The sequence below is a fragment of the Lacticaseibacillus sp. 866-1 genome (assembly GCF_016861825.1).
Classification (GTDB): Bacteria; Bacillota; Bacilli; order Lactobacillales; family Lactobacillaceae; genus Lacticaseibacillus.
The window spans coordinates 55,302-79,913 of record NZ_BOLU01000001.1 but is presented as its reverse complement, the minus strand read 5'-3'; the positions used below and the strand labels follow the sequence as shown (position 1 = coordinate 79,913).

Annotated in this window: 32 protein-coding genes; 14 read left to right on the top strand and 18 right to left on the bottom strand. The window is 52.4% G+C overall.

The genetic code is table 11. The annotated features are described in order from the left end of the window. Positions 1-2: 2 nt before the first annotated feature. The 14 genes from JUE30_RS00455 to JUE30_RS00395 all read right to left on the bottom strand — a co-directional run bounded on the left by JUE30_RS00455 (position 3) and on the right by JUE30_RS00395 (position 7,646). Positions 3-182: a hypothetical protein gene (locus JUE30_RS00455; RefSeq protein ID WP_203623154.1), complete on the bottom strand. Its 180-nt coding sequence runs from the start codon at positions 180-182 to the stop codon at positions 3-5. Further along, a complete protein-coding gene (locus JUE30_RS00450; RefSeq protein ID WP_203623153.1) occupies positions 148-1,851 on the bottom strand; it encodes a terminase large subunit in 1,704 nt (567 codons plus the stop codon). Before JUE30_RS00450 ends, JUE30_RS00455 begins: the two co-directional genes overlap by 35 nt. Continuing rightward, positions 1,848-2,318: a phage terminase small subunit P27 family gene (locus tag JUE30_RS00445; RefSeq protein ID WP_125756817.1), complete on the bottom strand. Its 471-nt coding sequence runs from the start codon at positions 2,316-2,318 to the stop codon at positions 1,848-1,850. The genes JUE30_RS00450 and JUE30_RS00445 overlap by 4 nt, the downstream gene beginning before the upstream one ends. 101 nt (positions 2,319-2,419) lie before the next feature. Further along, positions 2,420-2,857: an HNH endonuclease gene (locus JUE30_RS00440; RefSeq protein WP_203623152.1), complete on the bottom strand. Its 438-nt coding sequence runs from the start codon at positions 2,855-2,857 to the stop codon at positions 2,420-2,422. Further along, positions 2,854-3,051, bottom strand: a complete 198-nt coding sequence (locus tag JUE30_RS00435; RefSeq protein WP_203623151.1) for a hypothetical protein — start codon at positions 3,049-3,051, stop codon at positions 2,854-2,856. Before JUE30_RS00435 ends, JUE30_RS00440 begins: the two co-directional genes overlap by 4 nt. A 4-nt stretch (positions 3,052-3,055) precedes the next feature. Continuing rightward, positions 3,056-3,391, bottom strand: a complete 336-nt coding sequence (locus tag JUE30_RS00430) for a phage head closure protein (RefSeq protein WP_203623150.1) — start codon at positions 3,389-3,391, stop codon at positions 3,056-3,058. 132 nt (positions 3,392-3,523) lie between these two features. Further along, positions 3,524-3,745: a hypothetical protein gene (locus JUE30_RS00425; RefSeq protein WP_239061331.1), complete on the bottom strand. Its 222-nt coding sequence runs from the start codon at positions 3,743-3,745 to the stop codon at positions 3,524-3,526. A 264-nt stretch (positions 3,746-4,009) separates the two neighbouring features. After that, positions 4,010-5,434 (bottom strand): virulence-associated E family protein, encoded by a 1,425-nt coding sequence (locus JUE30_RS00420; protein WP_203623149.1) that lies wholly within the window; start codon positions 5,432-5,434, stop codon positions 4,010-4,012. Continuing rightward, complete coding sequence (locus tag JUE30_RS00415) at positions 5,427-6,251, bottom strand: bifunctional DNA primase/polymerase (protein ID WP_203623148.1); 825 nt, start codon at positions 6,249-6,251, stop codon at positions 5,427-5,429. The genes JUE30_RS00420 and JUE30_RS00415 overlap by 8 nt, the downstream gene beginning before the upstream one ends. Then, positions 6,235-6,423, bottom strand: a complete 189-nt coding sequence (locus JUE30_RS00410) for a hypothetical protein (protein WP_203623147.1) — start codon at positions 6,421-6,423, stop codon at positions 6,235-6,237. Before JUE30_RS00410 ends, JUE30_RS00415 begins: the two co-directional genes overlap by 17 nt. Next, complete coding sequence (locus JUE30_RS00405; RefSeq protein WP_203623146.1) at positions 6,420-6,713, bottom strand: hypothetical protein; 294 nt, start codon at positions 6,711-6,713, stop codon at positions 6,420-6,422. Before JUE30_RS00405 ends, JUE30_RS00410 begins: the two co-directional genes overlap by 4 nt. Before the next feature lie 46 nt (positions 6,714-6,759). After that, positions 6,760-6,951, bottom strand: coding sequence for a hypothetical protein (locus JUE30_RS00400; RefSeq protein WP_203623145.1), 192 nt, complete (start codon positions 6,949-6,951; stop codon positions 6,760-6,762). A gap of 128 nt (positions 6,952-7,079) precedes the next feature. Further along, on the bottom strand, positions 7,080-7,298 hold the full coding sequence (locus tag JUE30_RS11210) for a hypothetical protein (RefSeq protein WP_203664706.1): 219 nt from the start codon (positions 7,296-7,298) through the stop codon (positions 7,080-7,082). A gap of 69 nt (positions 7,299-7,367) precedes the next feature. After that, the gene (locus JUE30_RS00395; RefSeq protein WP_203623144.1) at positions 7,368-7,646 is read right to left on the bottom strand and encodes a helix-turn-helix domain-containing protein; all 279 of its coding nucleotides are present in this window, start codon (positions 7,644-7,646) and stop codon (positions 7,368-7,370) included. Between the two features lie 128 nt (positions 7,647-7,774). Here JUE30_RS00395 and JUE30_RS00390 point away from each other — a divergent pair, with 128 nt between their 5' ends. From JUE30_RS00390 to JUE30_RS00380, 3 genes are all read left to right on the top strand, one after another. Next, on the top strand, positions 7,775-8,476 hold the full coding sequence (locus JUE30_RS00390; RefSeq protein WP_203623143.1) for a helix-turn-helix transcriptional regulator: 702 nt from the start codon (positions 7,775-7,777) through the stop codon (positions 8,474-8,476). Between the two features lie 100 nt (positions 8,477-8,576). Then, entirely contained in the window at positions 8,577-9,749 is a 1,173-nt protein-coding gene (locus JUE30_RS00385; RefSeq protein WP_203623142.1) for a site-specific integrase, read from the top strand. Positions 9,750-9,947: 198 nt separating this feature from the next. Then, entirely contained in the window at positions 9,948-11,018 is a 1,071-nt protein-coding gene (locus JUE30_RS00380) for an FAD:protein FMN transferase (protein WP_374706437.1), read from the top strand. A gap of 28 nt (positions 11,019-11,046) precedes the next feature. Here the strand turns inward: JUE30_RS00380 and JUE30_RS00375 are convergent, their stop codons facing one another. After that, on the bottom strand, positions 11,047-11,382 hold the full coding sequence (locus tag JUE30_RS00375; protein WP_203623140.1) for an ASCH domain-containing protein: 336 nt from the start codon (positions 11,380-11,382) through the stop codon (positions 11,047-11,049). Positions 11,383-11,479: 97 nt separating this feature from the next. Between JUE30_RS00375 and JUE30_RS00370 the strand changes: the two genes are divergently transcribed. Then, complete coding sequence (locus JUE30_RS00370) at positions 11,480-11,677, top strand: hypothetical protein (RefSeq protein ID WP_125756697.1); 198 nt, start codon at positions 11,480-11,482, stop codon at positions 11,675-11,677. Between the two features lie 24 nt (positions 11,678-11,701). Here the strand turns inward: JUE30_RS00370 and JUE30_RS00365 are convergent, their stop codons facing one another. After that, the gene (locus tag JUE30_RS00365) at positions 11,702-11,887 is read right to left on the bottom strand and encodes a hypothetical protein (RefSeq protein WP_203623139.1); all 186 of its coding nucleotides are present in this window, start codon (positions 11,885-11,887) and stop codon (positions 11,702-11,704) included. Beyond that, positions 11,880-12,200, bottom strand: coding sequence for a hypothetical protein (locus JUE30_RS00360; RefSeq protein ID WP_203623138.1), 321 nt, complete (start codon positions 12,198-12,200; stop codon positions 11,880-11,882). The genes JUE30_RS00365 and JUE30_RS00360 overlap by 8 nt, the downstream gene beginning before the upstream one ends. An 89-nt stretch (positions 12,201-12,289) precedes the next feature. Here JUE30_RS00360 and JUE30_RS00355 point away from each other — a divergent pair, with 89 nt between their 5' ends. The 7 genes from JUE30_RS00355 to manA all read left to right on the top strand — a co-directional run bounded on the left by JUE30_RS00355 (position 12,290) and on the right by manA (position 20,496). Beyond that, positions 12,290-12,991, top strand: a complete 702-nt coding sequence (locus JUE30_RS00355) for a histidine phosphatase family protein (RefSeq protein ID WP_203623137.1) — start codon at positions 12,290-12,292, stop codon at positions 12,989-12,991. Positions 12,992-13,150: 159 nt separating this feature from the next. Beyond that, entirely contained in the window at positions 13,151-13,813 is a 663-nt protein-coding gene (locus JUE30_RS00350; RefSeq protein WP_203623136.1) for a TetR/AcrR family transcriptional regulator, read from the top strand. Beyond that, entirely contained in the window at positions 13,806-15,536 is a 1,731-nt protein-coding gene (locus tag JUE30_RS00345; protein WP_203623135.1) for an ABC transporter ATP-binding protein, read from the top strand. Before JUE30_RS00350 ends, JUE30_RS00345 begins: the two co-directional genes overlap by 8 nt. Beyond that, entirely contained in the window at positions 15,536-17,419 is a 1,884-nt protein-coding gene (locus tag JUE30_RS00340; protein WP_125756709.1) for an ABC transporter ATP-binding protein, read from the top strand. The genes JUE30_RS00345 and JUE30_RS00340 overlap by 1 nt, the downstream gene beginning before the upstream one ends. A 129-nt stretch (positions 17,420-17,548) precedes the next feature. After that, a complete protein-coding gene (locus JUE30_RS00335; RefSeq protein WP_203623134.1) occupies positions 17,549-18,403 on the top strand; it encodes a VOC family protein in 855 nt (284 codons plus the stop codon). A gap of 69 nt (positions 18,404-18,472) precedes the next feature. Beyond that, a complete protein-coding gene (locus tag JUE30_RS00330; RefSeq protein WP_203623133.1) occupies positions 18,473-19,456 on the top strand; it encodes a serine hydrolase in 984 nt (327 codons plus the stop codon). Between the two features lie 68 nt (positions 19,457-19,524). Next, complete coding sequence (gene manA, locus JUE30_RS00325) at positions 19,525-20,496, top strand: mannose-6-phosphate isomerase, class I (RefSeq protein ID WP_203623132.1); 972 nt, start codon at positions 19,525-19,527, stop codon at positions 20,494-20,496. A gap of 80 nt (positions 20,497-20,576) precedes the next feature. Here the strand turns inward: manA and JUE30_RS00320 are convergent, their stop codons facing one another. Next, the gene (locus JUE30_RS00320) at positions 20,577-21,935 is read right to left on the bottom strand and encodes a Mur ligase family protein (RefSeq protein ID WP_203623131.1); all 1,359 of its coding nucleotides are present in this window, start codon (positions 21,933-21,935) and stop codon (positions 20,577-20,579) included. Between the two features lie 154 nt (positions 21,936-22,089). Here JUE30_RS00320 and JUE30_RS00315 point away from each other — a divergent pair, with 154 nt between their 5' ends. Genes JUE30_RS00315 through prmC form a run of 3 tightly spaced genes read left to right on the top strand, consistent with a single transcriptional unit; the run spans position 22,090 to position 24,609 of the window. Next, positions 22,090-22,671, top strand: a complete 582-nt coding sequence (locus JUE30_RS00315) for a thymidine kinase (RefSeq protein WP_125756719.1) — start codon at positions 22,090-22,092, stop codon at positions 22,669-22,671. A gap of 35 nt (positions 22,672-22,706) precedes the next feature. Continuing rightward, a complete protein-coding gene (gene prfA / locus JUE30_RS00310; RefSeq protein WP_203623130.1) occupies positions 22,707-23,786 on the top strand; it encodes a peptide chain release factor 1 in 1,080 nt (359 codons plus the stop codon). After that, positions 23,779-24,609, top strand: a complete 831-nt coding sequence (gene prmC / locus JUE30_RS00305) for a peptide chain release factor N(5)-glutamine methyltransferase (RefSeq protein ID WP_203623129.1) — start codon at positions 23,779-23,781, stop codon at positions 24,607-24,609. Before prfA ends, prmC begins: the two co-directional genes overlap by 8 nt. Positions 24,610-24,612 lie beyond the last annotated feature (3 nt).

Genomic DNA, 24,612 nt, shown 5'->3' with positions numbered 1-24,612 from the left:
TTTCACCTCCCTTTGTTAAAGTTGATGATGACTGCGACGGAGATCAGGGCCGTGCCGACTGCTAACATACCGACGCCAAACCCGAACAGCCACCAGATACCAGTGACGATACAGATCAGGCCTAGCAGTAATAGCACGGTCTGTGCGTTAAAAGCTGAAGTCATCGCCCGAATAAAAGTCATTGTCCGCTACCTCGCTTTCTTTGTTTTGATCCATGGCAATGGTGTAAGCATTCATCAAAGCCGCTATGGGATCGATCCGTGTCGCATTGTGCGCCTTGTCGATGATCGGGTTGTTGTTGGCGTCATACTTTAGAATGGCGTTGTTCACCGCATAGGCTAGTAGTTGGTTGTCGGCATGCTTGAGTAGGCCGTTAAAGAGATCATCACGGAACCGCACAGTCGGTATTGACAGCGTGCGCTGGCCTTGGCGTACCTCAACCATTGGCAAGTCTCGTTTCTCAAACTCTGGCAGTAGGTAGCCGAACGACCACGGATCGTAACAGATGGCACGCACATTCCAGTGGTTCCGCTCGATCATGTCGAGAATGAAGCGTAGCACCTCGTCATAGTCGATCATGCCGCTGTCGAGTTTGGTAATGCTGCACTCGCCACGGCTGGCGCCGCTGATGTAATCGAACCCGTCACGTTTGATTTTCTCTTCCAGTCCGTACTTCGTCCCCACGAATGAATGGCTGTCAGCATACAGGTAGCCATCTTCTGGAACTAGCCATGAGATGCTGGTCAGGTCACTAGACTTAGAAAGGTCCAGCCCGATATACACGTCTTTTGCTTTGGTGTCTGGCGGCTCGATAGTAGCTTTCTCCCAGTCGTCCAGACTGATGTAACTGTCTGCTCTAGCTGATTGCCACATGTTGAAATTCTTGACGAGGATCGGTCGCAATGTTCCTTGCTTGGCTGACAGGTCCACGTCTGCTTGCAGGCTAGGCCGCATTGTCCTCGCTCTTTCAGCGTTAGCCAGTAGGGGATTAGACTTCTCCCAAGTCTCTGGTGAAAAGGCTTCGTCCTTGCTATCCTGCTCAAAAATGGCAATAAAATACCGATCAGCTTGTTCGCGACCGGTTAGGACTTTGGAAACGAATTTGTATTCCTTATACATTGGGCCGTTCATGTCTGGCCCCGTCGTTGAGATGACGGCTAGTAAACTGTTATCACTGTTGATCTGTCCAGATTTGAGTGTTCGTAGAATCTCATCGGTACGAGCTAAGGCGAACTCATCAATAATAGCCAAGTCACTTTGATAGCCATCTAGGCTGTGCAGATCAGACGCAAGCGGCACGGCTCGGCTGTTGCTCGGCAAGTCAATGATCTCGTTGCGGTTAATCTTCAAACGTTCTCGCACAGAGGTAGAAACTTTCCAAACTTGACGTAAGCCGCTAGACAACATATCGAATGCTAAGTGTGCTTGAGCGTTGCTGTTGGCTGTATAGACGATCTCTCGGTTCATGGCTGGCTTGTTCTCCATGAGGAGATACAACGCACCTAGATCAGCCATCAGGAAGCTCTTACCATTCTTGCGTGCCATGCTGATGTAGGCTCGATCATACCGGCGGTTGCCGGTTTCCTTATCACGCCAGCCGAACAGCTCTGAAATCAACCACTTCTGAAACAGCTCTAACTTGAGTGGTGACCCATCACGTGCCGGCATCAGTTCGATGAATTCAATGGCTTTGTTGGCAAAGTCCTCATCGAAGTAATACGGCCATGGGTTCTTCTTGCGCTTGCTGGCTTTCAGGTCCCGCCGATAACGTCTTGCAGCTTGCTTGATTTTCTTGCCGGCCACGATGTCGCCGCTTATTACCTTGTCGGTATATTCAGTTGCATAGTTCATTGGGCTATCAACTCCGCGAACGGGTCGTCAGGCTTCTTCTTAGTCTCGCTCTTCACCGCTAACTTAGCCCGGCTGTAGACTGACAAGCCAAGCAAGTCATCAATACGGATCATCTGATTAGTGGCATCTAGCTTCATCTTCACGGCCGGATTGGCTTTCACGCTATCAGTGGTTTCAACCATCATGCCTTGCTCTTTTACAAGCTCGGCCGCTTTCTGAATGTCAGAATAGGCTTGGCAGTGACTGGCAATCAGGGCAGCGTCCAGTTCGCTCACTGGAATGTCCTTCTTGAGTAACGGCACAATACGTTGCCACTCGGTCACGGCATAGTCATCAAGCCATGCAGGGGGCTGCTCAACTAATTCTTGATAGGTGAACAGCGATTCTTCCATGTCACGCCGGTCTGCGAGCTTCTTCTTGCTCATCGTGCCACGCATTTGGGTAATAGATTTCAGTGGTGCGCCCATTGCTATCGCGTCCTTTCTTTATAATTTGGATTAGACTTATCTAATCTAATTATAACACGAATTTTCTAGTTTACATAATTAATTACGGTAATCACTGATTTTCAATGGTTAATCTGGGATGCTTGGTCCCTGTGACTACATGGCCTAGCCCCCATAACTAGATGGGGATAGTGTGCGGCGTCTTCGACTTTCGTCTTCACGCCATGGCAAGCGTTGCACAGGCTTTGTAGGTTGCTCTCGTCGAAGCGCCGGCTCCAGTCCACACGTATCGGCACAATATGATCTACGACGTCAGCTTGCACGTATAAGCCGTTGGCCTTGCATCGTTCACACAGCGGATGTGCTAGGCGATAGGAATACGACAGCTTGCGCCATGACTTGGACTTGTAGAATTGGAAGTAGCGAACACCGATCTCTTTGCGGTGTGCATAGCGTTCGTTGTCGGACGCTCGCGGTTCTGGCTGGTGCTTGTCACAGTACCGTTGATTGAACGGCACCATGGTGTTGCACCCAGCGTGGTTACATAGCTTCATGATCATGCCAATACGCCTGCTTGTTGCTGGTCGACATAGTAGACGCTGACTACTAGCTTGTGGTGTTCCGTTTCTAGAAGTTTATTTGCTGGCTCCTGATATACCTGAATGCTTTCGACCTCTACCGAATGAATCGCAAAGAATGCTGTCAGCATGCGGTTGACCTCTTTCTCTGTTCCTGCAACTTCAAATTCTTTCATAGTTCTAAGCTCCTTTGGTTGTCTTCTTGAGCGTCACAATATCAAACGCGTTCGGATCATCGTCATAGGCAATAGACTTAATTGTGTACAGTGTGCTGTTCAGCTTTATCATCATGCTGTCGTCTAGTGCGTCAGTGTGACGTACCACGATGGCGATGGTGTCCTCTAAGTCTGTGCCAGTGATCTGGTAGGTCTGTGTAACGGTGCGGTTATATGATCCATAGAACAGGGTGCCAGTCGGCTCAAATGTAGAGATGTTAATACCTGCGCCAGTCCTGTGATTCACTGTCTTACCGATTTCAGCCGCCTTGTTCAGACGGGCAATTGAATAGTTCTTCATGTGATTAACGCTCCTAATATCTCTTATCATTGGCAAGATCAATCACGCGGTCAATTGAACTAATGGTGTCACTTGCTGAGGAACAAAGTTCATGGTATGCAACGTGGCTAATACTTCCATATGGAGATCGCTTCAATAGGTTAACGTGTGAGAATTGAAACCATCTGATATTTCAAACGTTGGATATACTTCGATTTCATAGCCTTCACGTTGCTTAACAATGATGAACCAATCTTTTGGTGTCATGCTACGAACTAAGTAGTGTTCTTTTACAAGCGCCCCAAGTTCAGCCCACTTGTCTCGATCGTGTTTAACGTCTACAAGTGCTGCTTTGCGATATGCTGTTTCTGTCATTTTAATTTCTCCTCGCGTATAGTTTTAAACTTGTTTGTCTTTTACGTGGCACACGTGGCACACCTGGAACATCGTTGATATAACGGGGTTTATCTGTGCCAATTCTGAAATTCTACGTGGCACATACCTGGCACACGCGTGGCACGGAATTAATATGTGCCACGTATGCCCCGTATTGTGCCACGTCTGTGCCACGTATCAAATCGCTGTAAGCATTGATACTACTGCATTGTGCCACGTGTGCCACGTATAAAAATAGGAAGTTTACTGTCGAACGTATCCACGCGGTTGCCCTCCGGCTATACGGATTCGTTGCGCTTGCCAACCGGGCATGTTGTCCATAATGAGCTTGATCCGTTTTGCGTCAGAGTTTGTACGCCCCATCAGGTAACGATCCACTGACTTGTCAAACACCACTTCCATGATCTCTCTTGTTGTGGTTTGTTGCAGTGGTTGTAATTCACCGGCATCTAAGTGTTGTTGTAGCCAAGTAGCAACATCGCCGTTATGGTCAATATGAGTGTGAAAGAAGCTGGCCTTTAGGCTCAGTGACAGCTTTTCCCAATTCGCTGGTACTTTCATGTTGAGGAAGTCCTCAATGGCCTCTTTCATCGGGTCCACGGTCTCTGCTTCCTGTTGATATGGTTTCGCCAGTTGCATCAGCTTATCGTCAGCAAAGACACTCTCACCCGCATCAACCCATGTTTTGACCTCTGCCAGTACCTGATGAACGTCATGATCGATCTTCGGCACGTTTTCTTCGTTGCGCCATACGATCTTTGTCGGCTTTGTAACACCGCATCTGATGGGGAAGAAACGACGTTCACCAGTGGCGTCTTTCAAATAGTCCTGTTGATTAGTGCTACCAATGAACACACACTTGCGTAAATGTGGATATACGTAATGGCTATAACTCCCTCGGTATGAATCAGACTGGGCGCTAATGAAACTCTTTGCCGACTCGATCTCTGTCTTTTTCATTGCGGAAAGTTCACCAAGCTCCATGATCCAGTTGCCTTGCAGCTTCTTGTAATCTTCGTCCGTCTTGCCCATTGATTTTAATGAATCGCTGAATTTTGTCGGAAATAAGTTACGAGCAGCCGTGCTCTTACCAAGTCCTTGTTTGCCTTCAAGAATTGGAACGAGTTCAAACTTGCAACCGGGTTTATAGACACGTTTCACTGCACCAGCTAACCACTTGCGCGTTACGATGCGTGTATATTCGCTATCCTCGGCACCTAGATAGTCGATGAAGTAAGATTCGGCTCTAGGGGTACCGTCCCATTGCTCAGTTTCGATCCAGTCTTTAACCGGGTTGATCGATTGCTCTTTGCCAATGTTGACCATCGCGTCTTGTTCGTTTTGCTTACTGAACAATATATTGTGCTTGCGTTCAATGTATGAGCGGACGATAGCATCGTCTTCATCGGTCCAGAATCCCTTGCGGATTGGTAATCCTTTTGCGCCTTTGGTCTTGATGAGCAACTCTGAGAAGTCGTCCCATGCAATCACTCCGGCAAAGCTAGGATCATGTTCTATTAGCAGTTGTAGGTTGACGACTGAATCTTTCTTGATCCCACCGTTACCGTCAACCTTGAGTTCTTCTCGCCACTTCTCTTTGCCCGAAAAGTCGACACTGACCACTTTGTCAGCTTCCTCTTTAATATCTTCTGGCATTGTTTTAACCAACGGCACGCCTCCTCTCTTCGGCTTTCAATACTGACTTGAAAATCTTGTTCACTTCGGCCTCTGGTAGTGGGCTGTCTAAGTAGCTGTCGTTAGTGGTAAACAGCAAGTTATACACTGTTACTGGGTCTGCACCCGTAAAGAACAGCTTGCCAGCAATCCTAGTTAAGAAGTCGTTGCGGTTTCCATTTCCAGTACCGGCTACCATCTCGTCGAGCAGGCGACCGGACCAGCGCTTTCCTGTGTAAGCAGCGGAACCCAGATTCGGGTTCGGATGGTTGACGCGCTGAATCTCGTCTAGCAGCCACTGTGGAGCAGGGGCAACCGTGGTCAGCTTGTGACCTTTTAGTGGTTTATACATGCCGCTGTCTCGCATGCTGGGATAGACAGGCACGCCCAGCGCCGTGTAATCGAGACCGGTTTTCTCTCCAGACTTGGAGAACAGATCGGCCCGACTAGTTAGCTTGATATTCTTGGGGTAGGTGAAGAACATATGAAGTCCACCGTTTGGGGTAGTTTCAATATAGGTAGACGGTATCTGGCCAGCGCGCCCATCAGCGCTTAGTTTTGCCAGCGATTCATTGCCATCAGCGGCACTCTTGTGGCCCATGTCAATGTCGAATACCAGCATGCCGTCAAGTCCTAAGCCGATATTGCAGTCAGGGTGTTCACCCCACCATGCCTCGGCTTGCTTAGGGTCCGTGGTAGCGTCCTTATACCCGTGTGAGCCTTTGAGCGGCGTTCTGGTGCCTGGTGCTAGGGGATAGACGGCAAATCCGTGTTGCTGGTATGAGAGGGCCATCTCAAGCATTGTCGGCATCGGGATCACCGCCTTCCATCAAAATGCGCCGGGCATCGATGACTTTATTGGCGGTGGCATCGGTCAATGCTTCTAATGGCTTGTCCCCAAGCTCTCTTTCTAGAATGATGAGTAGAGAACTAGCCTCTCTAAGCAAGTCTTGAGCTGCTTCCATGTCTGGTTGCGTCATCATGCGTTCGCCTCCTCATCAGTTTCTGGGGGATCAATAGCGGCAATCTGGTCGGTGATAATATCTCTAGCTAAATAGATTAGAAATTTCCATGTATCAAAGTCACGCGAAGCAGAACAAGCAACCCACACGGCATTGTCGTGCGAGTGATCGTCATCGAACCGGCAAACAACATTACTGAACTCATCTAGCTCATCGCAAAGGGCGAGCAAGGATCCTTTTGCCTTGCGCAATTCATACAACGTATCGCTCAAATCTAACGGCTTCTTAACAGCAGTTGAAACTTTTTCCATATTAATTGCCTCCATTTTGTTGACATAATCGACTTATAAAGGCAAGCTAGAAAGGAATACGGATCTTTTCGCTTGTCTTTTTCTCGCCTTGAGCTGCCACTCTTGGCGATTTTTTTGTGGCTTCAATCAGTGAGCGCTTTTCGGCTTTTTGCGCTTGCCAGTACCGATCACACTCGGCATCGGCTTGCACGTAGTCTCGCCACTGAAATCCGAACCTTGTGCTAACCATTTTTGGCATGACGATCGTCCTCCGAGAATTGAACGTAAGCACCGCAGACGGCCCCGATCAGGAACGCCATGCAGAGTGCTGGGACGGTGAGCGGGTGGCTTAGTAGCCACGCAATGATGTTAATCATCGTCATCACCTCACATATAAGTGTCGAAGAATTCATCATCAACTTTCTGACCAATTTCATCGAAGATGGTATCGGCTAGACTCTTCGCATATTCCGTTGATGAAACTTGAATAGTATGTGTGCCGTTTTTGTCTACGGTATCGATCGGGTAAGTCTTTGATTCGTCCAGTTCACGGATTGCATTCGCAAGTTCAGCGATAAAGCCTAGTGTTTCTCTGTTAAATATCATGATGTTGTGCCTTTCTGACGCTATGCGCCTGTCATAAGTTGCTTACAGTTTGCCGCCTGCCCAGCGTGATTATTTGCCGTTGTTCTTCATGTAGTTGTCGATGTCTACGGTATTGATCCGCTTAACGCCACCAACCACTTGCATCGGCAAACCTTTTCTAGTCCAAGACAACAGTGTGTTACGAGCCACACCGGCATAAACCGCTGCTTGACCGATGTTCAGCTTTTTAGGCTCATCATGTTGTGGTGCAAGCTTACTAACCGCTTGGATCACTTCCTGATGAATACGATCTTGTAGTTGCTTGTCGAAGTCTTCTGACAACACTAGTTCTGCTTTCATTGAAGCCATTTGAATTCGCCTCCTTTCTTTATTACATGAATACAGTAATATAAATGACTGTATAAAGTCAACAGGAAATTACTGCTTGCAGTAACCTTTTTGTGGCGTATAGTCATTGTTATAAGGAGGGACTGTCATTGATATCAATTAATTTAAGAGAAACTGCAAAGAAAAAAGGCTATACCCTAACGGATATAGCCAACGCAACTCATATTTCGATGAACACACTTAGTGTTCTTGGTCGTGGCGATTCTAAGGGAATTCAATTTGACACTTTAGAAAAAATATGTAGCTTTCTAGACGTGACACCTAACGATATTATTGAACTGTCATCTGATAAATACGTCGTTGTAATGCCCGTGCAGAGACGCATTAATCATCAGGCTATTGCATATGTTTATAATGAAAAAGACTATAAGAAAATGGCATCCAATGAGGGCCCCATGCTGAAAATTGACAATAATAATGAACATCTTATCGTTGTCACTCAAATGAATGAGTCTAAAGACATGGTCCAATTCTTCATGGGGTTCCCTATGCAACGCACCGATGAAACAAAGAAACGACCACTGCTGACTGAAGAAGAACTATCATCCACAAGAGACTGGTTACACAGATTGGATAACAGCCAGAAGAAAAGTATATGTGAGCAAGCTGCCTATCTGTATATGAAACAGTTCTCAAATGGTAATTATCCCAATTCAATCTTCACTGCCGTAATTTCGGGTGATACTTCGTCGTTCATAATTTATCCATTCTGGGTGGGGTCTAAAACCGGAAAACTTGTTGACTTACAGTTCCGCGATGGTGGCCCAATTCGACCAGATGATTTAGACTAATTTCATGGCCGATAACTCGGCCGCCACCTTTTACTCGAATTTGAGTAAAACTCTCCAATCTAACACCGCCTGCCCAGCGTGACGGATAGGAGAAAACGATATGGCATCAATTACACGTTACAAGTTGAAATCTGGCGGCACTGCTTGGAAATTTCAGGCATACACCGCATCAGATCCGAAGACAGGCGAGCGACACAAGGTTACTCGTCAGGGGTTTGCCACCAAATCTGAAGCAAAAATAAAAGCCGCGCGGTTTGAAGAAAACCAACGGCGGCACGGATTCAGTGAATCAAACCGGTTAACATTTCAGGAGGTGTATGATTCGTGGTTTGAACAATATAAAAATACGGTCAGGGAATCGACATGGGTCAAAACGCGGGATAATTTCAGGCTCCATATCTTGCCTCGGTTCGGGGATAAGATACTTTCAAAGATAACCCCGTTAGACTGTCAGACAGCAATCAATGAGTGGTTCGCTGCTGGCTTTGCGAAGTACCGTCAGTTCTTAGGCATGGTGTCACGCATATTCAAGTACGCGATCAGAATGGATATTGCATACAGCAATCCAACTGTAAAAGTCATTGTGCCGGTGGATCGAGAGAAGCCAGCAACCACGATGAAGGATAATTACTACGCGTTAGACGAATTGAAGACGTTCTTTGAAGCAGCCACTGAATTCAACAACCCAAAGGCATATACGTTGTTTAGGCTACTTGCTTTTACTGGTATGCGCCGGGGTGAAGCACTAGCATTAAGGTGGTCTGATGTTAATTTTTCGGCTGGTACGATCACAGTCAATAAAACCGTCACAGAAGGCGACGGATATAGGCTAATGGTTAACTCACCAAAGACGTACGCCAGCAACAGGAATGTGAGTGTTGACCCTAAGACAATCAGCATTCTACAGCGCCGCCAGTGGGAACAGCGGCAAGAACTGTTTGCTGTAGGTATGAGGCCAGTGGGCGCGGATCAGTTGATTTTTACGTCAGATGCCAATGATCTATTGCAGCTAACGTATCCGCAAAAATGGCTAGACTGGATCGTCAAGGCTCACAACAAGAAACACCCCGACAATCCGCTGAAACGGATAACCGTTCATGGGTTCAGACACACATACGCCACTTTGGCGCATGCGGGCAATATCGAGGCTAAGGAAGTTCAGGCTCAACTTGGACACAAGCGTCTTGCAACCACCATGGACATTTACACGTCGGTCACCGATGAATCTAAGTCAAAAATTGCGTCTAAGTTTGCTCGTTACGTCAACTTATAGAGTGGAAATAGAGTGGCGGAAGAAATTGCACAAGCAAGAATAGCATTATACCAACAACCAATGAATGGCTTGTGAAAGGAATTCTGTTCCCTATCTACCCAATCCCGCCGGACAACGTTGTCCGGCTTTTTTAATGCTGGCGAGGACGGGGATGCCGGCGGTTAGACTTGTGAGTGAGAAGGGATCAGCATGATCAAAATCAAACGTTGCGCGGCGTTATTGGCCGCAGGGGTGGCAGGCCTGCTGCTGACCGGCTGCGGTCAGAAGCAGGCCGCGCCCAAGCTGCGGCCCAACAATCCGTACACGGACAGTGAGTTTTCGCTGGGCACCATCTGCAAGGTCACGGTGTACGACAGCGGCAAGCAAGGAGCGGTCAAGGACGGGCTGAAAACAATCCGTCATATCGACAGTGAGGCCACTTTGACCCGCAGTGGCTCGGTATTGGACAAGATCAATGCCAACGCCGGGATCAAACCGGTGCGGGTGCCCAAGGATTTTTGGCCGCTGCTGAAAAAGGCCCAGTATTTTTCCGAGAATTCCAACGGCAGCTTCGACATGGCCATCGGGGCGGTGACCAATCTTTGGAAAATTGGTCTGCCTGGCGCCCGAGTTCCCAAGCCCGCGGAAATCACCGCGGCACTGCCCCTGGTCAACTGGCGAGACGTTCAGTTCAACGCCAAGCAGCGGACGGTTTATCTGACGAAAAAAGGGATGCGCCTGGATTTTGGCGGGATCGCCAAGGGCTGGGTCGCAGATGAAGTGCGGCGGACGCTGAAAAAAGACGGTGTCACCACGGCCATTATTGACCTGGGTGGCAACGTCATCGTCATGGGACACTCGCCTAAGGCCCCGGGCCGCAAGTGGACCGTGGGGATTCAAGACCCCAAGGCCAGTCGCGGCACCCCGCTGGGCACGATTCACGCGGCCAACATGTCAGTGGTGACCGCCGGGACATACGAGCAGTACCTCATGTCGCATGGCCATAAGTACATCTACCTGTTTAACGCCAAAACCGGGTATCCTTATGACAATAATCTCGCCTCGGTCACCATTGTGTCCAAGCAAAGCGTTGATGGCGACGCGCTGTCCAACGCCGCGTTTGACAAGGGACTGAATGGTGGGCTCGCCTATATGAACAAGAAGCGCCATCAAGACATTGAAGCAATTTTTGTCACCAATAACAATAAGGTGTACATCACCAACGGGTTGAAGTCCGACTTCAAACTGGTCAAGGGCACCAAGTATCGGCCGGGCAATTTCAAGGCCTGAACTTGCCGACCCGAGTTTGGCCGGCGGCTCAGTTTAGACTGATATGGATGGCCAGCACACCGGTGGCCCGTTCCTGCGCTGGGTTATAGTGCTGATACGTGTCCTGTGTCATCTTGGCCACTGAATCATTGACGGCCGCGCCGACCTGAGGCCCGGGAAAAGCCGTGTAAAGCGCCGTGAAGCTGGCGAAGTGATCAATGGCGGACACCTGCACGCGCAGCTCTGCCCCCGTGGTCAAATCGGTGAATGTAATGTGGTTGCCCGGCCGCAGCTGGCGGCGTTTGGCATCGTTTAACCGCACCTCGATGGTTTTGGAGCCAGCTTTGATCAGCTGAAACTGGTCGTGTGTGATCGCCATGTTCATTCAAATCGCCTCCCGTTTGCTTGTAGTATACCGCCAGCGGCAGACAACGGGCGTTCATCCGTGCTAAAATACTGAAGATAAAATGAGGAGGCTGGTCATGGCCAATCAACAAGACCCGAACCATTACGTGCAGCAGTTTATCGACCAAATCATCGCCTTAGTGCTGTTGATTGTGGTGTGGCTCATGCGAGGGTCGCTCGGCCCCACTTGGACCAAGATCTTGATTGTGGTCGCGCTGCTGATTTCACTTGCCGATTACGTCTTCTTAGGGCGCAAAAAGAAGGCAAAAAAATAAGATTCAGACCCAGTGGCCTGAATCTTATTTTTTCCGAATGGTCCACAGGAAAATCGCGTAGCCGAAACAGAAGAGCCCATACACAATGGCAGCCAGAACCACGAACAGCAACCACGGCCAATTGAGTAAGATGCGCATGGCCCAAAGCAGCATTGCCATAATGGCCGCCTGTACGGCGCGCGTGCGCAGCGCCGCGATTTGCTTATTCAAAGGAGACCTCAACGTACAGGAATTTGGCGGCAGTCACATGGCTGAAAGTCAGCCAGATGGCCTTGGGCTCAGGCGGCTCGTCCGGATCGATCACTTCGGCCAGCCAATGCACCAAGCGGCGGTGATGCGACAGGAACTCACTTGCCAGCGGGAAGGCATTCAGTCGATTTTCCGGGAACCATTCGTGCAGGTCGGGAAAAATCAGAGTGTCTTTGAGCCGGAAGCCAATCGTGTTTTGGTAGCCGCGGCGAATGATGGTGGTTTGCTGCGGATGCGTTTTAATGTATGTGAGTACTTGCGTTGCCAGGTCCAAACCAGCTACCTCCGTCTTCAGCCTGAGTGGAATTACTGCCGAATATGATAACATGGAACTAGTGGAAAGTATAGAAAGGGGGCCTTTAGATGACCGTTCATTTGTACCTGGTGCGACACGGTGAAACCGAGATGAACCGGGCCCAGAAGCTGCAAGGGGTGACTGATGCGAAGCTGACTGCCAGAGGCGAGGAGGCCGCCGCGGCCCTGGGTGACCTGCTCAAGCCGATTCACTTTGATGCGGCGTACAGCTCTGATCGCAGACGCGCCATTGAGACGGCCAAGGCTATCCTGGCTGAGCATGCGGACGCGCCGGTGCTTCAGGAAAAGGCCGGGCTGCGCGAATACTACTTCGGTGGCAACGAAGGCATGAGCAACATGAAATTGATGCGCAAAACGACGAAGCGCTTTGGCGTGCGCGCCTTTGCCAAAATGTGGCTGGATGCCCCACAATTTCGCACGCTGGTGCGCAACTTTCACGCCATGGATGACACTGGCCAAGCGGAAACGCTGGATGAGCTGATTGCCCGCGTTCGTCAAGCCTTCGCCGAAATCGTCGCCGCCAATCAGCCTGATGCCAATGTGTTGATCGTGGCCCACGGCGTTAGTTTGAGCGCGTTGGTCTACGAGCTGGCCCCAGACCAGCTGCCGGTGACGCTGCTCAAAAACACGTCTGTCACGCGGGTTGATGTGACCGGCGACCAGTGGGTGGTGCGCGGTGTTAACCTGACCGCCCCAAAGCAGATTCTGGCGCTTGCCGGGCCGACAGCAGTGCCCGCAGATCATGCTTAACCTCTGCTCCGCTCCGCGATCGCTCGTGCTGCGACCGCGGAGCGTTTTTTTGCCAACATTTTCTGAAAACGAGTCAAATCACGGTTGTTTTTTGACCGGGAGCGCGTATAATGACAAGTTGTCACATGACATAATGTCATTTTTGAGAAAGGAGTCCGTATGCCAAAACCAACATTTTTCCGGCTGGCGGAACCGAAACGCAAACGGCTGATCAAGGCGGCCTATGATGAGTTCTCCCGCGCGTCGTTCCAAGACGCGAGCATCTCGAATATCATTAAGGACGCCGGCATTCCGCGCGGCAGTTTTTACCAGTATTTTGAAGATAAAAGCGACATCTTTTTTTATTTGCTGGACCGGACCCGCACGCAGACTGAAGACCTGTACAAGCAGGTCATGCAAGCCCATGACGGGGATTTGTTTGGCATGGCGGCAGATTTCTTTGACAAAGCCGTCGAGAAGCTGCTGAAGGGGCCGCACCGCGAGTTTTATGCCAACGTCTTTTTGTATATGGACTTCCATAACGCGGCACATTTTAGCTCGATGCCCAAAAAGACGGCACCCGCGCAGCCGCATAAAAAAGTGTTTCTTGACTACACACTGGAACACCTTGATCGTAGCAAGCTAAAGGTCAAATCCGACGAGGACGTCGCGATGCTGTTTCGGCAGGTGATGTGGGTCTTTATGCAATCAATCGGTTATTATTACAGCCGCCGCAAAAACGGTGAGAACGTGACCACGACCGCTCTGAAGGCGCGAATGGCAAAGATGCTGAACTGGCTCCAGTACGGCGTCGCGATAGCAGAGGAGGAAGTACATGATTAAATTAGCCAAAGGCCGGGTGTCAGCCGCGCAGATCACCGGGGCGGTGGTGTTCATGATCATTCAGGTCATCACCAGCCTCTACCTGCCTAACTTGACTGCCGACATCGTCAATAACGGGGTCGCCACCGGCAACATTAACTACATCTGGCAGGAAGGGTTCAAAATGATCGCCTTTGCGGTCATCAGTGCCTTAGCCGCCATCTGCAACGTCTTTCTGGCGGCGCGCGTGTCCCAGAAATTGGGCCAGCGCATTCGCTCTGACGTTTATCGCAAGGTCATCAACTACTCCCATGATGAAATGGACCAAATTGGGACCAGCAGTCTGATCACCCGAACCACCAACGACGTGACGCAGATTCAAAACGTTTGGGTCATGATCTTGCGCATGATGATCATGGCACCAATCATGCTGATCGGCGCGAGTTTCCTGGCTTACCAGAAGAACCACACCCTGACGTTGATTTTTCTGGTGGTGCTGCCAATCATGGCGATTTTCATCGGGATTGTGATGAAGTTTGCCGTGCCGCTGTTCCGCGGCATGCAGCAAAAAACCGATAACATCAACTTGGTCTTTCGCGAAGGCCTGACCGGGGTCCGGGTTATCCGGGCGTTTCGGCAGGACCAATTCGAACAGGACCGGTTTGAAGGGGTCAACCAGGATTACACCAACAACGCCGTGAAGGTCTTTTCCATCATGGCGATGATGATGCCGGTCATGACGCTGATCATGTCCGGGACCAACATTGCCATCGACTGGTGGGGCGGCCATCTGATCGCGGCCCAAGCGATGCAAACTGGGAACCTGATCGCGTTCATTACCTACGCGATGCAGATCCTGATGAGCTTCATGATGCTGTCGATGATCTTCGTCTTCATTCCCCGGGCGCAGGCTTCGGCGGTCCGGATCAATGAAGTGCTGGACCAAACGACGACGGTCAAGTCGCCGGCCAACCCAACACCTTTTGCGGAGACCACTCCCGAGCTTCAGTTTGACCATGTGCAGTTTCGTTATCACGAGGCCGAGGAGCCAGCGCTGCAAGGCGTCGATTTCGATATGAAGGCCGGCCAGACGCTAGCCATTATTGGCGGTACCGGTTCTGGTAAAAGTACTTTGGTTAACCTGATTCCGCGGTTCTATGACGTGGAAGAAGGGGCAGTCAAAGTGAACGGAATGAACGTCAAGGACGTGGATCTGGCCGAACTGCACCGCAAAATTGCGTTTGTGCCGCAAAAGGCCAACCTCTTTTCCGGGACGGTCCGTTCCAACATGCAGTACGGCAACGATGACGCGACGGACGACGAAATCTGGCACGCGCTGGAAGTGGCCCAGGCTAAAGACTTCATTGCGGCCAATCCGGAAGGGTTGGACTACAAAGTCGAACAGGGCGGGGATAACTTCTCTGGTGGCCAAAAGCAGCGTCTAGCGATTGCGCGAGCGCTGATCAAAGACGCGGCCGTTTACGTCTTCGATGATTCGTTTTCTGCGCTGGACTTCAAGACGGACGCCGAGCTGCGGCAGGCGCTCAAGGACGACGAAAAGATTTCGCAGCGCGTTGTGGTCATTGTCGGTCAGCGGGTGTCGACGGTTGCCGATGCCGACACGATCGTCGTGCTGGACAACGGCCAGATGGTTGGCCGCGGCAAGCACGCCGAGCTGAAGGCCAACAACGAGACTTACCGGGAAATTGTTAACTCACAAATTCGCGAAGGGGATGAAAAATAATGGCTGAAACGAATCGCACAACTTCAACCAGGCCAGCAGGCGGCGGTCATGGACCAGGCGCTCGCGGCGGCGTGGTCGAAAAGCCGAAGAATTTCTGGGGCACCACCTTCCGCCTGTTTGGTTATATGAAATCCCGCTTGATTGGGATTGTGGTGGTCATGCTCTTTGCCATCGCCTCCACGATTTTCCAGATCCGCACGCCGAAGATTTTAGGGGAAGCGACCACGGAAATCTTTAAGGGTTACATGAAAGGGGTCGCGCAGCAAAAAGCGGGCATCCCGATGAGCCAGTTCCCAATCAATTTTGACAAGATCAAGGACATCATGATCCTTGTGATCTTCATGTACCTGGCGTCGGCACTGTTCTCGTTCATGCAGCAGTTCATCATGACCCGCATTTCTCAGCGCACGGTTTACGACCTGCGCAAGGAGCTCAAGGCCAAGATGCAGCGGCTGCCGATCAACTACTACGACACGCACAGCAATGGGGATATCATGTCCCGTGCCATCAACGACATGGATAACATTGCCTCGACGCTGCAGCAGAGTCTGACTCAGCTGGTCACCAGTACCTTCACGTTCATTGGGACCTTGTGGATGATGCTGACGATTTCCTGGAAGCTGACGCTGATCGCGCTCGTCACGATCCCGCTGAGTCTGGTCATCGTGGGCATTGTTGCGCCGCGTTCGCAGAAGTATTTTGCCGGCCAGCAGAAGGCCCTTGGGCTGCTCAACAACTATGTCGAAGAAAATTACGCCGGCCAAGTCATCGTGAAGTCGTTCAACCGCGAAGAAGACGCGATGAAGGCCTTCGAAGTGGAAAATCAGGCGTTTTATGATTCGGCCTGGAAAGCGCAGTTTGTCTCTGGGATTATCATGCCGCTAATGACGTTCCTGAATAACCTCGGGTACGTGTTTGTGGCGATCTTCGGTGGCATCTCGGTTTCTAACGGAACAGTCACCCTGGGGAACGTGCAGGCTTTCCTGCAGTACACCCAGCAGTTCTCCCAGCCAATTTCGCAGCTGGCCAACTTGGCCAACACCATTCAAAACACGATTGCTTCGGCTGAGCGTGTCTTTGAGGTCATCGACGAGCCCGAGATGGAAGACATTGAGTCTGGCGTGACGCCAATCGAAGGCGACAAGCACCCGCTGGTCATGGATCACGTCAAGTTTGGCTACCAAAACAGCCCAATTCTGATGAAGGATTACAACTTGACCGTTGAACCGGGCCAGATGATTGCCATTGTTGGGCCGACTGGGGCCGGTAAGACCACGGTCATCAACATGCTCGAGCGCTTCTACGATGTCAGCGGTGGTTCCATTCGAATGTGGGGCACAGACATTCGTGACATGACGCGCGAGGATGTCCGCAAGCACTACGCGATGGTCCTGCAGGACACCTGGCTCTTCACCGGCACCATTTGGGACAACCTGAAGTACGGCCGCGAAGACGCGACTGACGAAGAGATTCTCAATGCGGCCAAGGCGGCCCATGTGGACAGCTTTGTTCGCCAGCTGCCGAAGGGCTACGACACGGTTTTGAACGAATCCGCGTCCAACATTTCGCAAGGGCAGCGGCAGCTATTGACCATTGCCCGGGCGTTTGTCGCCGATCCTGAGATCCTGATCCTTGATGAAGCCACCAGTTCGGTTGATACACGGACCGAAGTGCACATTCAGCACGCGATGAGTCGCCTGCTGAAGGGCCGCACCAGCTTCGTGGTCGCCCACCGGCTGTCGACGATTCGCGATGCCGACAACATTATCGTGATGAACCACGGCTCGATTGTTGAGACTGGTAACCACGACACCTTGATGGCGAAAAATGGCTTCTATGCTGACCTGTATAACAGTCAGTTCAGTGGCAGTACCACAATTTAAAAGAGGGACGAATAACTCCCACCAAGCGGCTTGTTCGCTTGGTGGGAGTTTTTTTGCTGCGAGTCAAAATCCGTGCCCTTTTTGGCAAACTCGCTTATGCTATAAACCAAATCGGCAGGAGGTGAGCAGATGACACAGATGATGCTGAATCCCTCGTCGCGTATTGGCTTTGTGGCGCTGCGAGTGCACGATCTGAGCGTGATGCGGACGTGGTACGTGAAAATGTTGGGCCTGGAGATCTTGCAGGACGGCCGCCACCAGGTGCTGCTGGGGCTTCAGGCCAATCATCGGGTGCTGTTACTGCTGGAAGACGGCGGCACCATGGCGAGTAAGCCGACTGCGGGCCTCAGTGCCTTTGCGCTGTCTGTGCCGACGCTGCCGGTGGTGCTCAAGCAAGTGGCGTGGCTTAAGGCCCAGGGCGTGCCGGTCAGCGGGTGGTTTAAAACGGGCTTTAGCCGCGGCGTGCGGTTGACTGATCCGGAAGGGACCGGGGTCATTCTTGAGTACGATGAAGGGCCGCGCCTGGTGGTTGGGCACGGGTACAATTTTACAGACGCGGCGGGCAAGCCCATGCCCTCGCCCCGTTTGCCAAAGCCGCCTGCGCGCGCCCCAATTTTGCCGCCGCCGACGTTCATCGGGCGGCTGGTGGTGGAAACGGCGGTGCTGGATGAAACGGTCGATCATGTCCAACACACGCTGGGGTTTATCTTGCAACAGAAAACGGCCAGCTGGGCTTATCTGACGATTGGCGACAACACCATGCATTTTGGCATTGAGGTCATCAAACGCGCGATTGGACCAAGGCCGGCCAAGGCTGTCGGGGCCCATTATGTCAGTGTGATCATTCCTAATCACAGCATGATGAATCTGCTTAAGCTCAACCTTCAAACACGCGGGTGGACGGATTTCAAGTACGATGCCGTCAATGATTACCTGATGATTGATGGCCCGAATCACCTGACGCTCTGGTTTTCAATCGCGTGACGACAGTCGACCAACACTGGTCGGCTTTTTGTTAGGCGCGGTATACTAGGGCGTATTGGAGGCGGACTGATGGATGTAATGAAGGCAGTATCGGCAATTATTGAAGAGCAAACCGCTCCAGGGGTGAGCGCCGCATGGCTGCATAGCGGCGTTCAGACTTTGATGGTGGCAGGCGAGGCCACCTGGGTCCCGGCTCCCACCCCGCTGAAGTCGGGCGCACTCTATGACCTGGCGTCTTTGACCAAGGTGATTGGCACCACGACAGTCTTTTTGCAGGCGGTAGACGAAGGGCGAGTCGCCGTTGATGACCCAATCCGGCGGTATCTGCCCGAATTTCACCAGCCGACGACCTTCCGGCAGGCGCTCACGCACACCTCGGGGCTAGAAGGTTACATCCCGCACCGCGATGAGCTTGCGCCCAAGGCCCTGCGCCAGGCGCTGATCTCGCAACTGAAGGTGACGACCGAATGCGATCGAGAGGTCGTTTATCGTGATGTGAACTTGCTTTTAGTCGGCTGGGCGCTGGAAAATATTTACCAGGCGCCGATCCAGCCGCTGATTCAGCAGCGCGTGCTGACCCCACTGGGGCTGACAGGTGCGACCTTCAGCCCCGAACCCAGCCGCTGCGTGCCGACGACTTATTCTCCTGAGGCCGGCTTGCGCCAAGGCCTCGTGCACGATCCCAAAGCCGCGATTCTCCGCGAGCACAGCGGTTCAGCGGGCCTGTTTGCCAGCCTGGATGACTTGATCCGGTTCAGCGAATTTGCGCTTGGCCAGCGTCAAAGTGCCGCCTGGCCGCGCGCGTTTGCGACCATCTTGCAAGACGAGACTACCAATCACCTTGGCCGCAGTTTGGGCTGGGACCTGCGTGAGGACGCCGGCCATCGGCTTTGGCTGTACCACACCGGGTACACCGGCACGTTCTGGCTGATTCAGCCGCAGCTAAAAGAGGCGCTGATTGTGTTGGCCAACCGGGTGCACCCACAGCCCAACTTGGCGTTTTTGACCCTGCGCGACGAATTAGTTGCGAATTTCATGGCGGCGCATTCATGACACTGGCCGCTGTGTTAAACTGGATTCGATAAATGCATTGATAGAAATGTAATGGGGAGGAAATTTCATTGACGGAACCAATTTTTCTAGAACCCGTATTTCACGAAAAGATCTGGGGCGGGCGCAAGCTTGAAACCGAGTTTGGCTACAAGATCCCAGACGGCAAGATCGGCGAGCTGTGGGCCATTTCAGCGCATCCGAACGGCCCTGACGTGATCGCTAACGGCCCGCTGAAGGGTAAGACCCTCGACGTCGCGTGGAAAGAAGACCAGGACTACTTTGGCCATCAAAAGGCCAAGGTCTTCCCGCTGCTGACGAAGATCCTGGATGCCAACGACAGCCTGTCGGTCCAAGTCCACCCGGATGACGCCTACGCTGCCGCGCACGAGCGCCCAGGTGAGCTCGGCAAGACGGAATGCTGGTACGTCATTTCTGCCGAACCAGGCTCGTACCTGATTTACGGCCACCACGCCAAGACCCGCGAAGAGCTCGCCGACATGATCCACAAGGGCGAGTGGGACAAACTTTTGCGCAAGGTGCCAGTCAAAACCGGCGACTTTGTCTACGTTCCAAGCGGCACCATTCACGCGCTGAACAAGGGCATCATGGTGCTGGAGACGCAGCAGAGCTCAGACACCACCTACCGTCTGTACGATTACGACCGCGTGGGCAAGGATGGCAAGAAGCGCGAACTGCACTTGCAGCAGAGCATTGACACCACCACCGTACCGAGCCAGGATCCGAAGCTCAACATCACCAGTGAGCAGAAGGATGACGCGACAATCACCACGTTTGTCACCGCACCAATCTCCAAGTTCTTCTCCGTTTACAAGATCGACTTGGATGGCAAGCTGACCCAGACCCCAACGGCGCCTTACACCCTGGTTTCCGTGCTGGACGGCGAAGGGACGATCGAAGCGGATGGTCAGTCCTACCCGATCAAGAAGGGCACCCACTTCATCATTCCCAACCAGATCAAGTCTTGGACCTTTACCGGCAAGATGATGATGATCACTTCCACCCCGGGCGAAGAAGAATAATTGTCGCCTAAAAAGCCTCGCTGTCAGTGCGTTCCGAGTTTCGGAAGCACGCTGGCAGCGGGGCTTTTGAGTGTTAACAGTTAGAAGCCTGCTTTGATCAAGCCGGCCTGGCTGAATTTTTCTCGCATCTGCAAGACCGCCGTGTAGGTGGCGAGCAGGTAGATTTGGTCTTCCTGGACGTTTTTCAGGTAGGCGATGACGTCATCCAAGTTGGGCTTGGTGGTCAAGACCGCCGGGTCAACGCCTGCCACCTGCATGCGGAAGGCGATGTCCTTGTAGCGCTCGCCGCCGACCATGTAAGAGGTGGCCAGACCGCTTTGAACCAGCTGCTCCAAGTTGCCATCCCAGATCCAGGAGGTGTCCGTGCCGTCTGCGTAATTGGCATTGAGCAGCATGGCGAAGGCAAACGGCTGATTTTGCCGCTGGATCATGCTCAGGACTTCGTTGAGTCCGACCGGATTTTTAACCAAGATCAAGGTGACGTTCTTTTGGCCAATCTTGATCTGTTCCTGGCGGCCGAAGACTTTTTCGTCGTAGCTGAAGGCCTTGGCGATCTGCTCAGGGGTGATGCCGAACTCCGCGCCCACTGCATAGGCGGCTAGGGCGTTGTAAATGTTGTAGGTCCCGCCAACCGACAAGCGGTAGGGGTGGCCGTCGATTTCAAACTTTGAGGCCGTCGGGGTCTGCTCGGTGACCGCGGTGACTTGGTGATTCAGCACTGGCCGCTTGAAGCCGCAGTTCGGGCAGAAGAAGCTGCCCAGGTTCGAGTAGGTGATGCCATGGTAGTGCAAAATGTGCTCACACACCGGGCAGAGCACGCCGTCGGTATTGGCCGGGGCCTTGATGTCCTTTTCGGCGTCTTCTGCGAGCGCAAAGCCGTAGTAGCGCAGCGGATTTTCCAGCTCCCGTGAGGAAAAAATAGGCGCGTCCCCGTTGGCGATGACCAGCGCCTTGGGGTTGGCTTTCACGCCGCGCAGAATCTTGGCGTAGGTGGTGTAAAACTCACCGTAGCGGTCCATCTGATCGCGGAAGATGTTGGTCATGACGAAGGCCTTCGGGTGCAGGTAGCGGGCGACCGGTGCCACGTTGGCCTCGTCGACTTCGAGGACGGCAATTTTGTGCTTGGCGTTAGGCTTTTCTTTGTGGGCAAAGTAGGCGCCAATGATCCCTTGCAGCATGTTTGAGCCGGTGGGATTGGTCAAAATGTCGTCGTACTGCTGGGCAAGCACTTTGACGATCAGCGCGGTGGTCAGGGTTTTCCCGTTAGTGCCGGTGACGATGATGGTGTCGCGGTCCTGGCCCAAACTGGCGAGCACGTCCGGGTCGATTTTGGTCGCGAGCTTGCCCGGGTAGGCAGAGCCGCCGTGGCGGAACTTGTGCAGGTACCAGTAGCTCAGGCGCCCGGCCGCGATCGCGAATTGGCTTTTTAAAGATGGCATGTCGAAGGCCTCTCTCTTTTAGTTTTGCAGCTACTATCATAGCATAGCCGCCCCGCGATTCTGCCTGGGACCATGTTATTATGGTAAAGATTCCGTTATACTGGATAAGGTGAATTTTAAGCGGCAGGGTGTTTTCCTGCCTAGGGAGGCCCTTATGGCACAATTGTTTTTCCGCTATGGTGCGATGAACTCAGGCAAAAGCATTGAGATCTTAAAAGTCGCGCATAACTACGAGGAGCAGCACAAGAACGTCATCATCTTGACCTCTGCGGTGGACGACCGCTCAGGCGTCGGCATTATCTCCAGCCGCATCGGGTTGGAGCGGCCGGCCAAGGCCATCGACGATGACACGAACATTTTCGACCTCGTGTCCAAGCTCGATCCGCATGCTTACTGTGTGCTGATCGACGAGGCGCAGTTTCTGAAGAAGCACCACGTCTTTGAGTGCGCACGAGTCGTTGACGAGCTGCACATTCCAGTGATGGCATTTGGGCTGAAGAATGATTTTCGCAACGAACTGTTCGAGGGGTCAAAGTATCTGCTGACCTACGCGGATAAAATCGAGGAAATGAAAACCATCTGCTGGTTCTGCGCCAAAAAGGCGACTATGAACCTGCGGGTGCATGCCGGCAAGCCGGTGTACGAAGGCGAGCAGATCATGATCGGCGGTAATGAGGCTTATTTTCCGGTTTGCCGGCACCACTACTACTTCCCGCCGGAAAAGCTGAAAGCCTAGACCAGGCGTCGTGGTCATTTTAATGGAGGAATTTTATGGATAAGATTTTTACCCAGTTAGACGGGCTGATTGGCCGCTATGAGGAGCTGGAAGAACTGCTTTCCGACCCGGCGGTTATCAATGACACCAAGCGCTACCTTGAGCTTTCCAAAGAGGAAGGCGGGATGCGCGACGTGGTGGCCGCCTACAAGAAATACAAACAAGTGAAGCAGGACATCAGCGAAAGCGAGGAAGTGCTGCGGGAAAGCAAGGATGAGGACCTCACCGAGCTGGCCAAAGAGGATCTGAATGACCTTAACCCTCAGTTGGAGCAGCTTGAACAAGAAATCAAGACGCTGATGCTGCCGAAGGACCCTAATGACGATAAGAACATCATCATGGAAATTCGCGGCGCGGCCGGCGGCGATGAAGCCAGCCTGTTTGCGGGCGATTTGTTGTCCATGTACATGAAGTACGCCGAGCGCCAGGGCTGGACCACCGAGATCATCGACGAAAACCCCACGGAAGTTGGCGGCTACAAAGAAGTGTCCGTCCTGATTCAGGGGCAAAACGTGTATTCTAAGCTGAAGTACGAAAACGGGGCGCACCGCGTGCAGCGCGTGCCCGTGACCGAAAGCGCTGGCCGGGTCCACACGTCGACGGCGACGGTCGGGGTCATGCCCGAGTATGATGAGGTCGATCTGGAAATCGACCCCAAGGATATCCGCACCGACGTCTACCGCTCCAGTGGTGCCGGTGGTCAGCATATCAACAAAACCAGCTCAGCCGTGCGGATGACGCATTTGCCGACCGGGATTGTCGTGACCATGCAGGACCAGCGCAGCCAGCAGCAAAACCGCGTCAAAGCGATGCAGATCCTGCGCTCACGGGTTTACGACTACTACGAAAGCCAAAACGAAAGCGAGTACGCTGAAAAGCGCAAGACCGCTATCGGCTCCGGGGACCGTTCCGAACGCATCCGCACCTACAATTACCCGCAAAACCGGGTGACGGATCATCGCATTGGTCTCACGCTCAACAAGCTGGACCGGATCATGAACGGCGAACTCGATGAGATCATCGACGCACTGATCGTTCAAGATCAGACCAACAAGATGGAACAAATCGATGAGTAAAACATACGGGGAGGCGCTCAGGTGGGCGTCTTCTGTGCTTTCAGCCAAAGGCGTTGACCCGGATGGGGCGCGGTATGTGCTAGAAATGCGAGCTGATTTTACCCCCAGTCAGTTGCGGCTTCACGACCGGGATGAGCTGCCAGCCCCAGCCCTTGCCCAGTTTGAACAAGATGTCGCGCGGCTGGGGCGCAACGAGCCAGCGCAGTACATTGTTGGGGTGGCACCGTTTTACGGCGATCTGTTCAAGGTGACGCCGGCAGTGTTAATTCCGCGGTTTGAGACGGAAGAGTTGGTCGCGTGGGCGGCTGCGGACCAGAGGACGGCTCGCACTGGGCTGGATTTGGGTACCGGTTCCGGAGCTATCGGCCTCACGCTGGCCAAGCAGCTGCCGCACACCGCGATGACGCTTAGCGACGTTTCCGCCGCTGCGCTTGCGGTGGCCAATGAAAATGCGGCCAGGCTGGCTCGGTGCGTGCAGTTTGTTCAAAGTGATTTATTTTTATCCTTGCCTCAGCGGTTTGATTTCGTGATCAGCAATCTGCCATACATTAGTCGGGCGGAGACGCCAGTGATGGATCAAAGCACGCTGAAGTACGAGCCGGCCTTGGCGTTATTCGCCGATGATGATGGGCTGGCACTGTTTCAGCGGTTTGCCGAGCAGATCGAGGCACACGTGACGCCAGGGGGTGCCGCTTACCTTGAGTTCGGCTATCGTCAGCAGCCCGCACTTGCACAGCTGTTTAGCGAGCGGCTGCCGCATGTGCAGGCGACGTTTAAACACGACATGGCAGGGCAGCCGCGGATGGTGAAGCTTCAATTCTAATTG

Excerpts from the sequence above, each read along its gene's own strand:
- JUE30_RS00455 (WP_203623154.1), bottom strand. The coding sequence starts at position 182 with ATGACTTTTATTCGGGCGATGACTTCAGCTTTTAACGCACAGACCGTG.
- JUE30_RS00355 (WP_203623137.1), top strand. The coding sequence starts at position 12,290 with ATGACCGTTCATTTGTACCTGGTGCGACACGGTGAAACCGAGATGAAC.
- JUE30_RS00400 (WP_203623145.1), bottom strand. The coding sequence starts at position 6,951 with ATGCCAAAAATGGTTAGCACAAGGTTCGGATTTCAGTGGCGAGACTAC.
- JUE30_RS00350 (WP_203623136.1), top strand. The coding sequence starts at position 13,151 with ATGCCAAAACCAACATTTTTCCGGCTGGCGGAACCGAAACGCAAACGG.
- JUE30_RS00315 (WP_125756719.1), top strand. The coding sequence starts at position 22,090 with ATGGCACAATTGTTTTTCCGCTATGGTGCGATGAACTCAGGCAAAAGC.
- JUE30_RS00375 (WP_203623140.1), bottom strand. The coding sequence starts at position 11,382 with ATGAACATGGCGATCACACACGACCAGTTTCAGCTGATCAAAGCTGGC.
- JUE30_RS00330 (WP_203623133.1), top strand. The coding sequence starts at position 18,473 with ATGGATGTAATGAAGGCAGTATCGGCAATTATTGAAGAGCAAACCGCT.
- prmC (WP_203623129.1), top strand. The coding sequence starts at position 23,779 with ATGAGTAAAACATACGGGGAGGCGCTCAGGTGGGCGTCTTCTGTGCTT.
- JUE30_RS00430 (WP_203623150.1), bottom strand. The coding sequence starts at position 3,391 with ATGAAGAACTATTCAATTGCCCGTCTGAACAAGGCGGCTGAAATCGGT.
- JUE30_RS00395 (WP_203623144.1), bottom strand. The coding sequence starts at position 7,646 with ATGGCTTCAATGAAAGCAGAACTAGTGTTGTCAGAAGACTTCGACAAG.
- JUE30_RS00435 (WP_203623151.1), bottom strand. The coding sequence starts at position 3,051 with ATGAAAGAATTTGAAGTTGCAGGAACAGAGAAAGAGGTCAACCGCATG.
- JUE30_RS00370 (WP_125756697.1), top strand. The coding sequence starts at position 11,480 with ATGGCCAATCAACAAGACCCGAACCATTACGTGCAGCAGTTTATCGAC.
- JUE30_RS11210 (WP_203664706.1), bottom strand. The coding sequence starts at position 7,298 with ATGATATTTAACAGAGAAACACTAGGCTTTATCGCTGAACTTGCGAAT.
- JUE30_RS00340 (WP_125756709.1), top strand. The coding sequence starts at position 15,536 with ATGGCTGAAACGAATCGCACAACTTCAACCAGGCCAGCAGGCGGCGGT.
- JUE30_RS00445 (WP_125756817.1), bottom strand. The coding sequence starts at position 2,318 with ATGGGCGCACCACTGAAATCTATTACCCAAATGCGTGGCACGATGAGC.
- JUE30_RS00405 (WP_203623146.1), bottom strand. The coding sequence starts at position 6,713 with ATGGAAAAAGTTTCAACTGCTGTTAAGAAGCCGTTAGATTTGAGCGAT.
- JUE30_RS00335 (WP_203623134.1), top strand. The coding sequence starts at position 17,549 with ATGACACAGATGATGCTGAATCCCTCGTCGCGTATTGGCTTTGTGGCG.
- JUE30_RS00345 (WP_203623135.1), top strand. The coding sequence starts at position 13,806 with ATGATTAAATTAGCCAAAGGCCGGGTGTCAGCCGCGCAGATCACCGGG.
- JUE30_RS00440 (WP_203623152.1), bottom strand. The coding sequence starts at position 2,857 with ATGATCATGAAGCTATGTAACCACGCTGGGTGCAACACCATGGTGCCG.
- JUE30_RS00410 (WP_203623147.1), bottom strand. The coding sequence starts at position 6,423 with ATGATGACGCAACCAGACATGGAAGCAGCTCAAGACTTGCTTAGAGAG.
- JUE30_RS00385 (WP_203623142.1), top strand. The coding sequence starts at position 8,577 with ATGGCATCAATTACACGTTACAAGTTGAAATCTGGCGGCACTGCTTGG.
- prfA (WP_203623130.1), top strand. The coding sequence starts at position 22,707 with ATGGATAAGATTTTTACCCAGTTAGACGGGCTGATTGGCCGCTATGAG.
- JUE30_RS00425 (WP_239061331.1), bottom strand. The coding sequence starts at position 3,745 with ATGACAGAAACAGCATATCGCAAAGCAGCACTTGTAGACGTTAAACAC.
- JUE30_RS00320 (WP_203623131.1), bottom strand. The coding sequence starts at position 21,935 with ATGCCATCTTTAAAAAGCCAATTCGCGATCGCGGCCGGGCGCCTGAGC.
- JUE30_RS00415 (WP_203623148.1), bottom strand. The coding sequence starts at position 6,251 with ATGCCGACAATGCTTGAGATGGCCCTCTCATACCAGCAACACGGATTT.
- JUE30_RS00450 (WP_203623153.1), bottom strand. The coding sequence starts at position 1,851 with ATGAACTATGCAACTGAATATACCGACAAGGTAATAAGCGGCGACATC.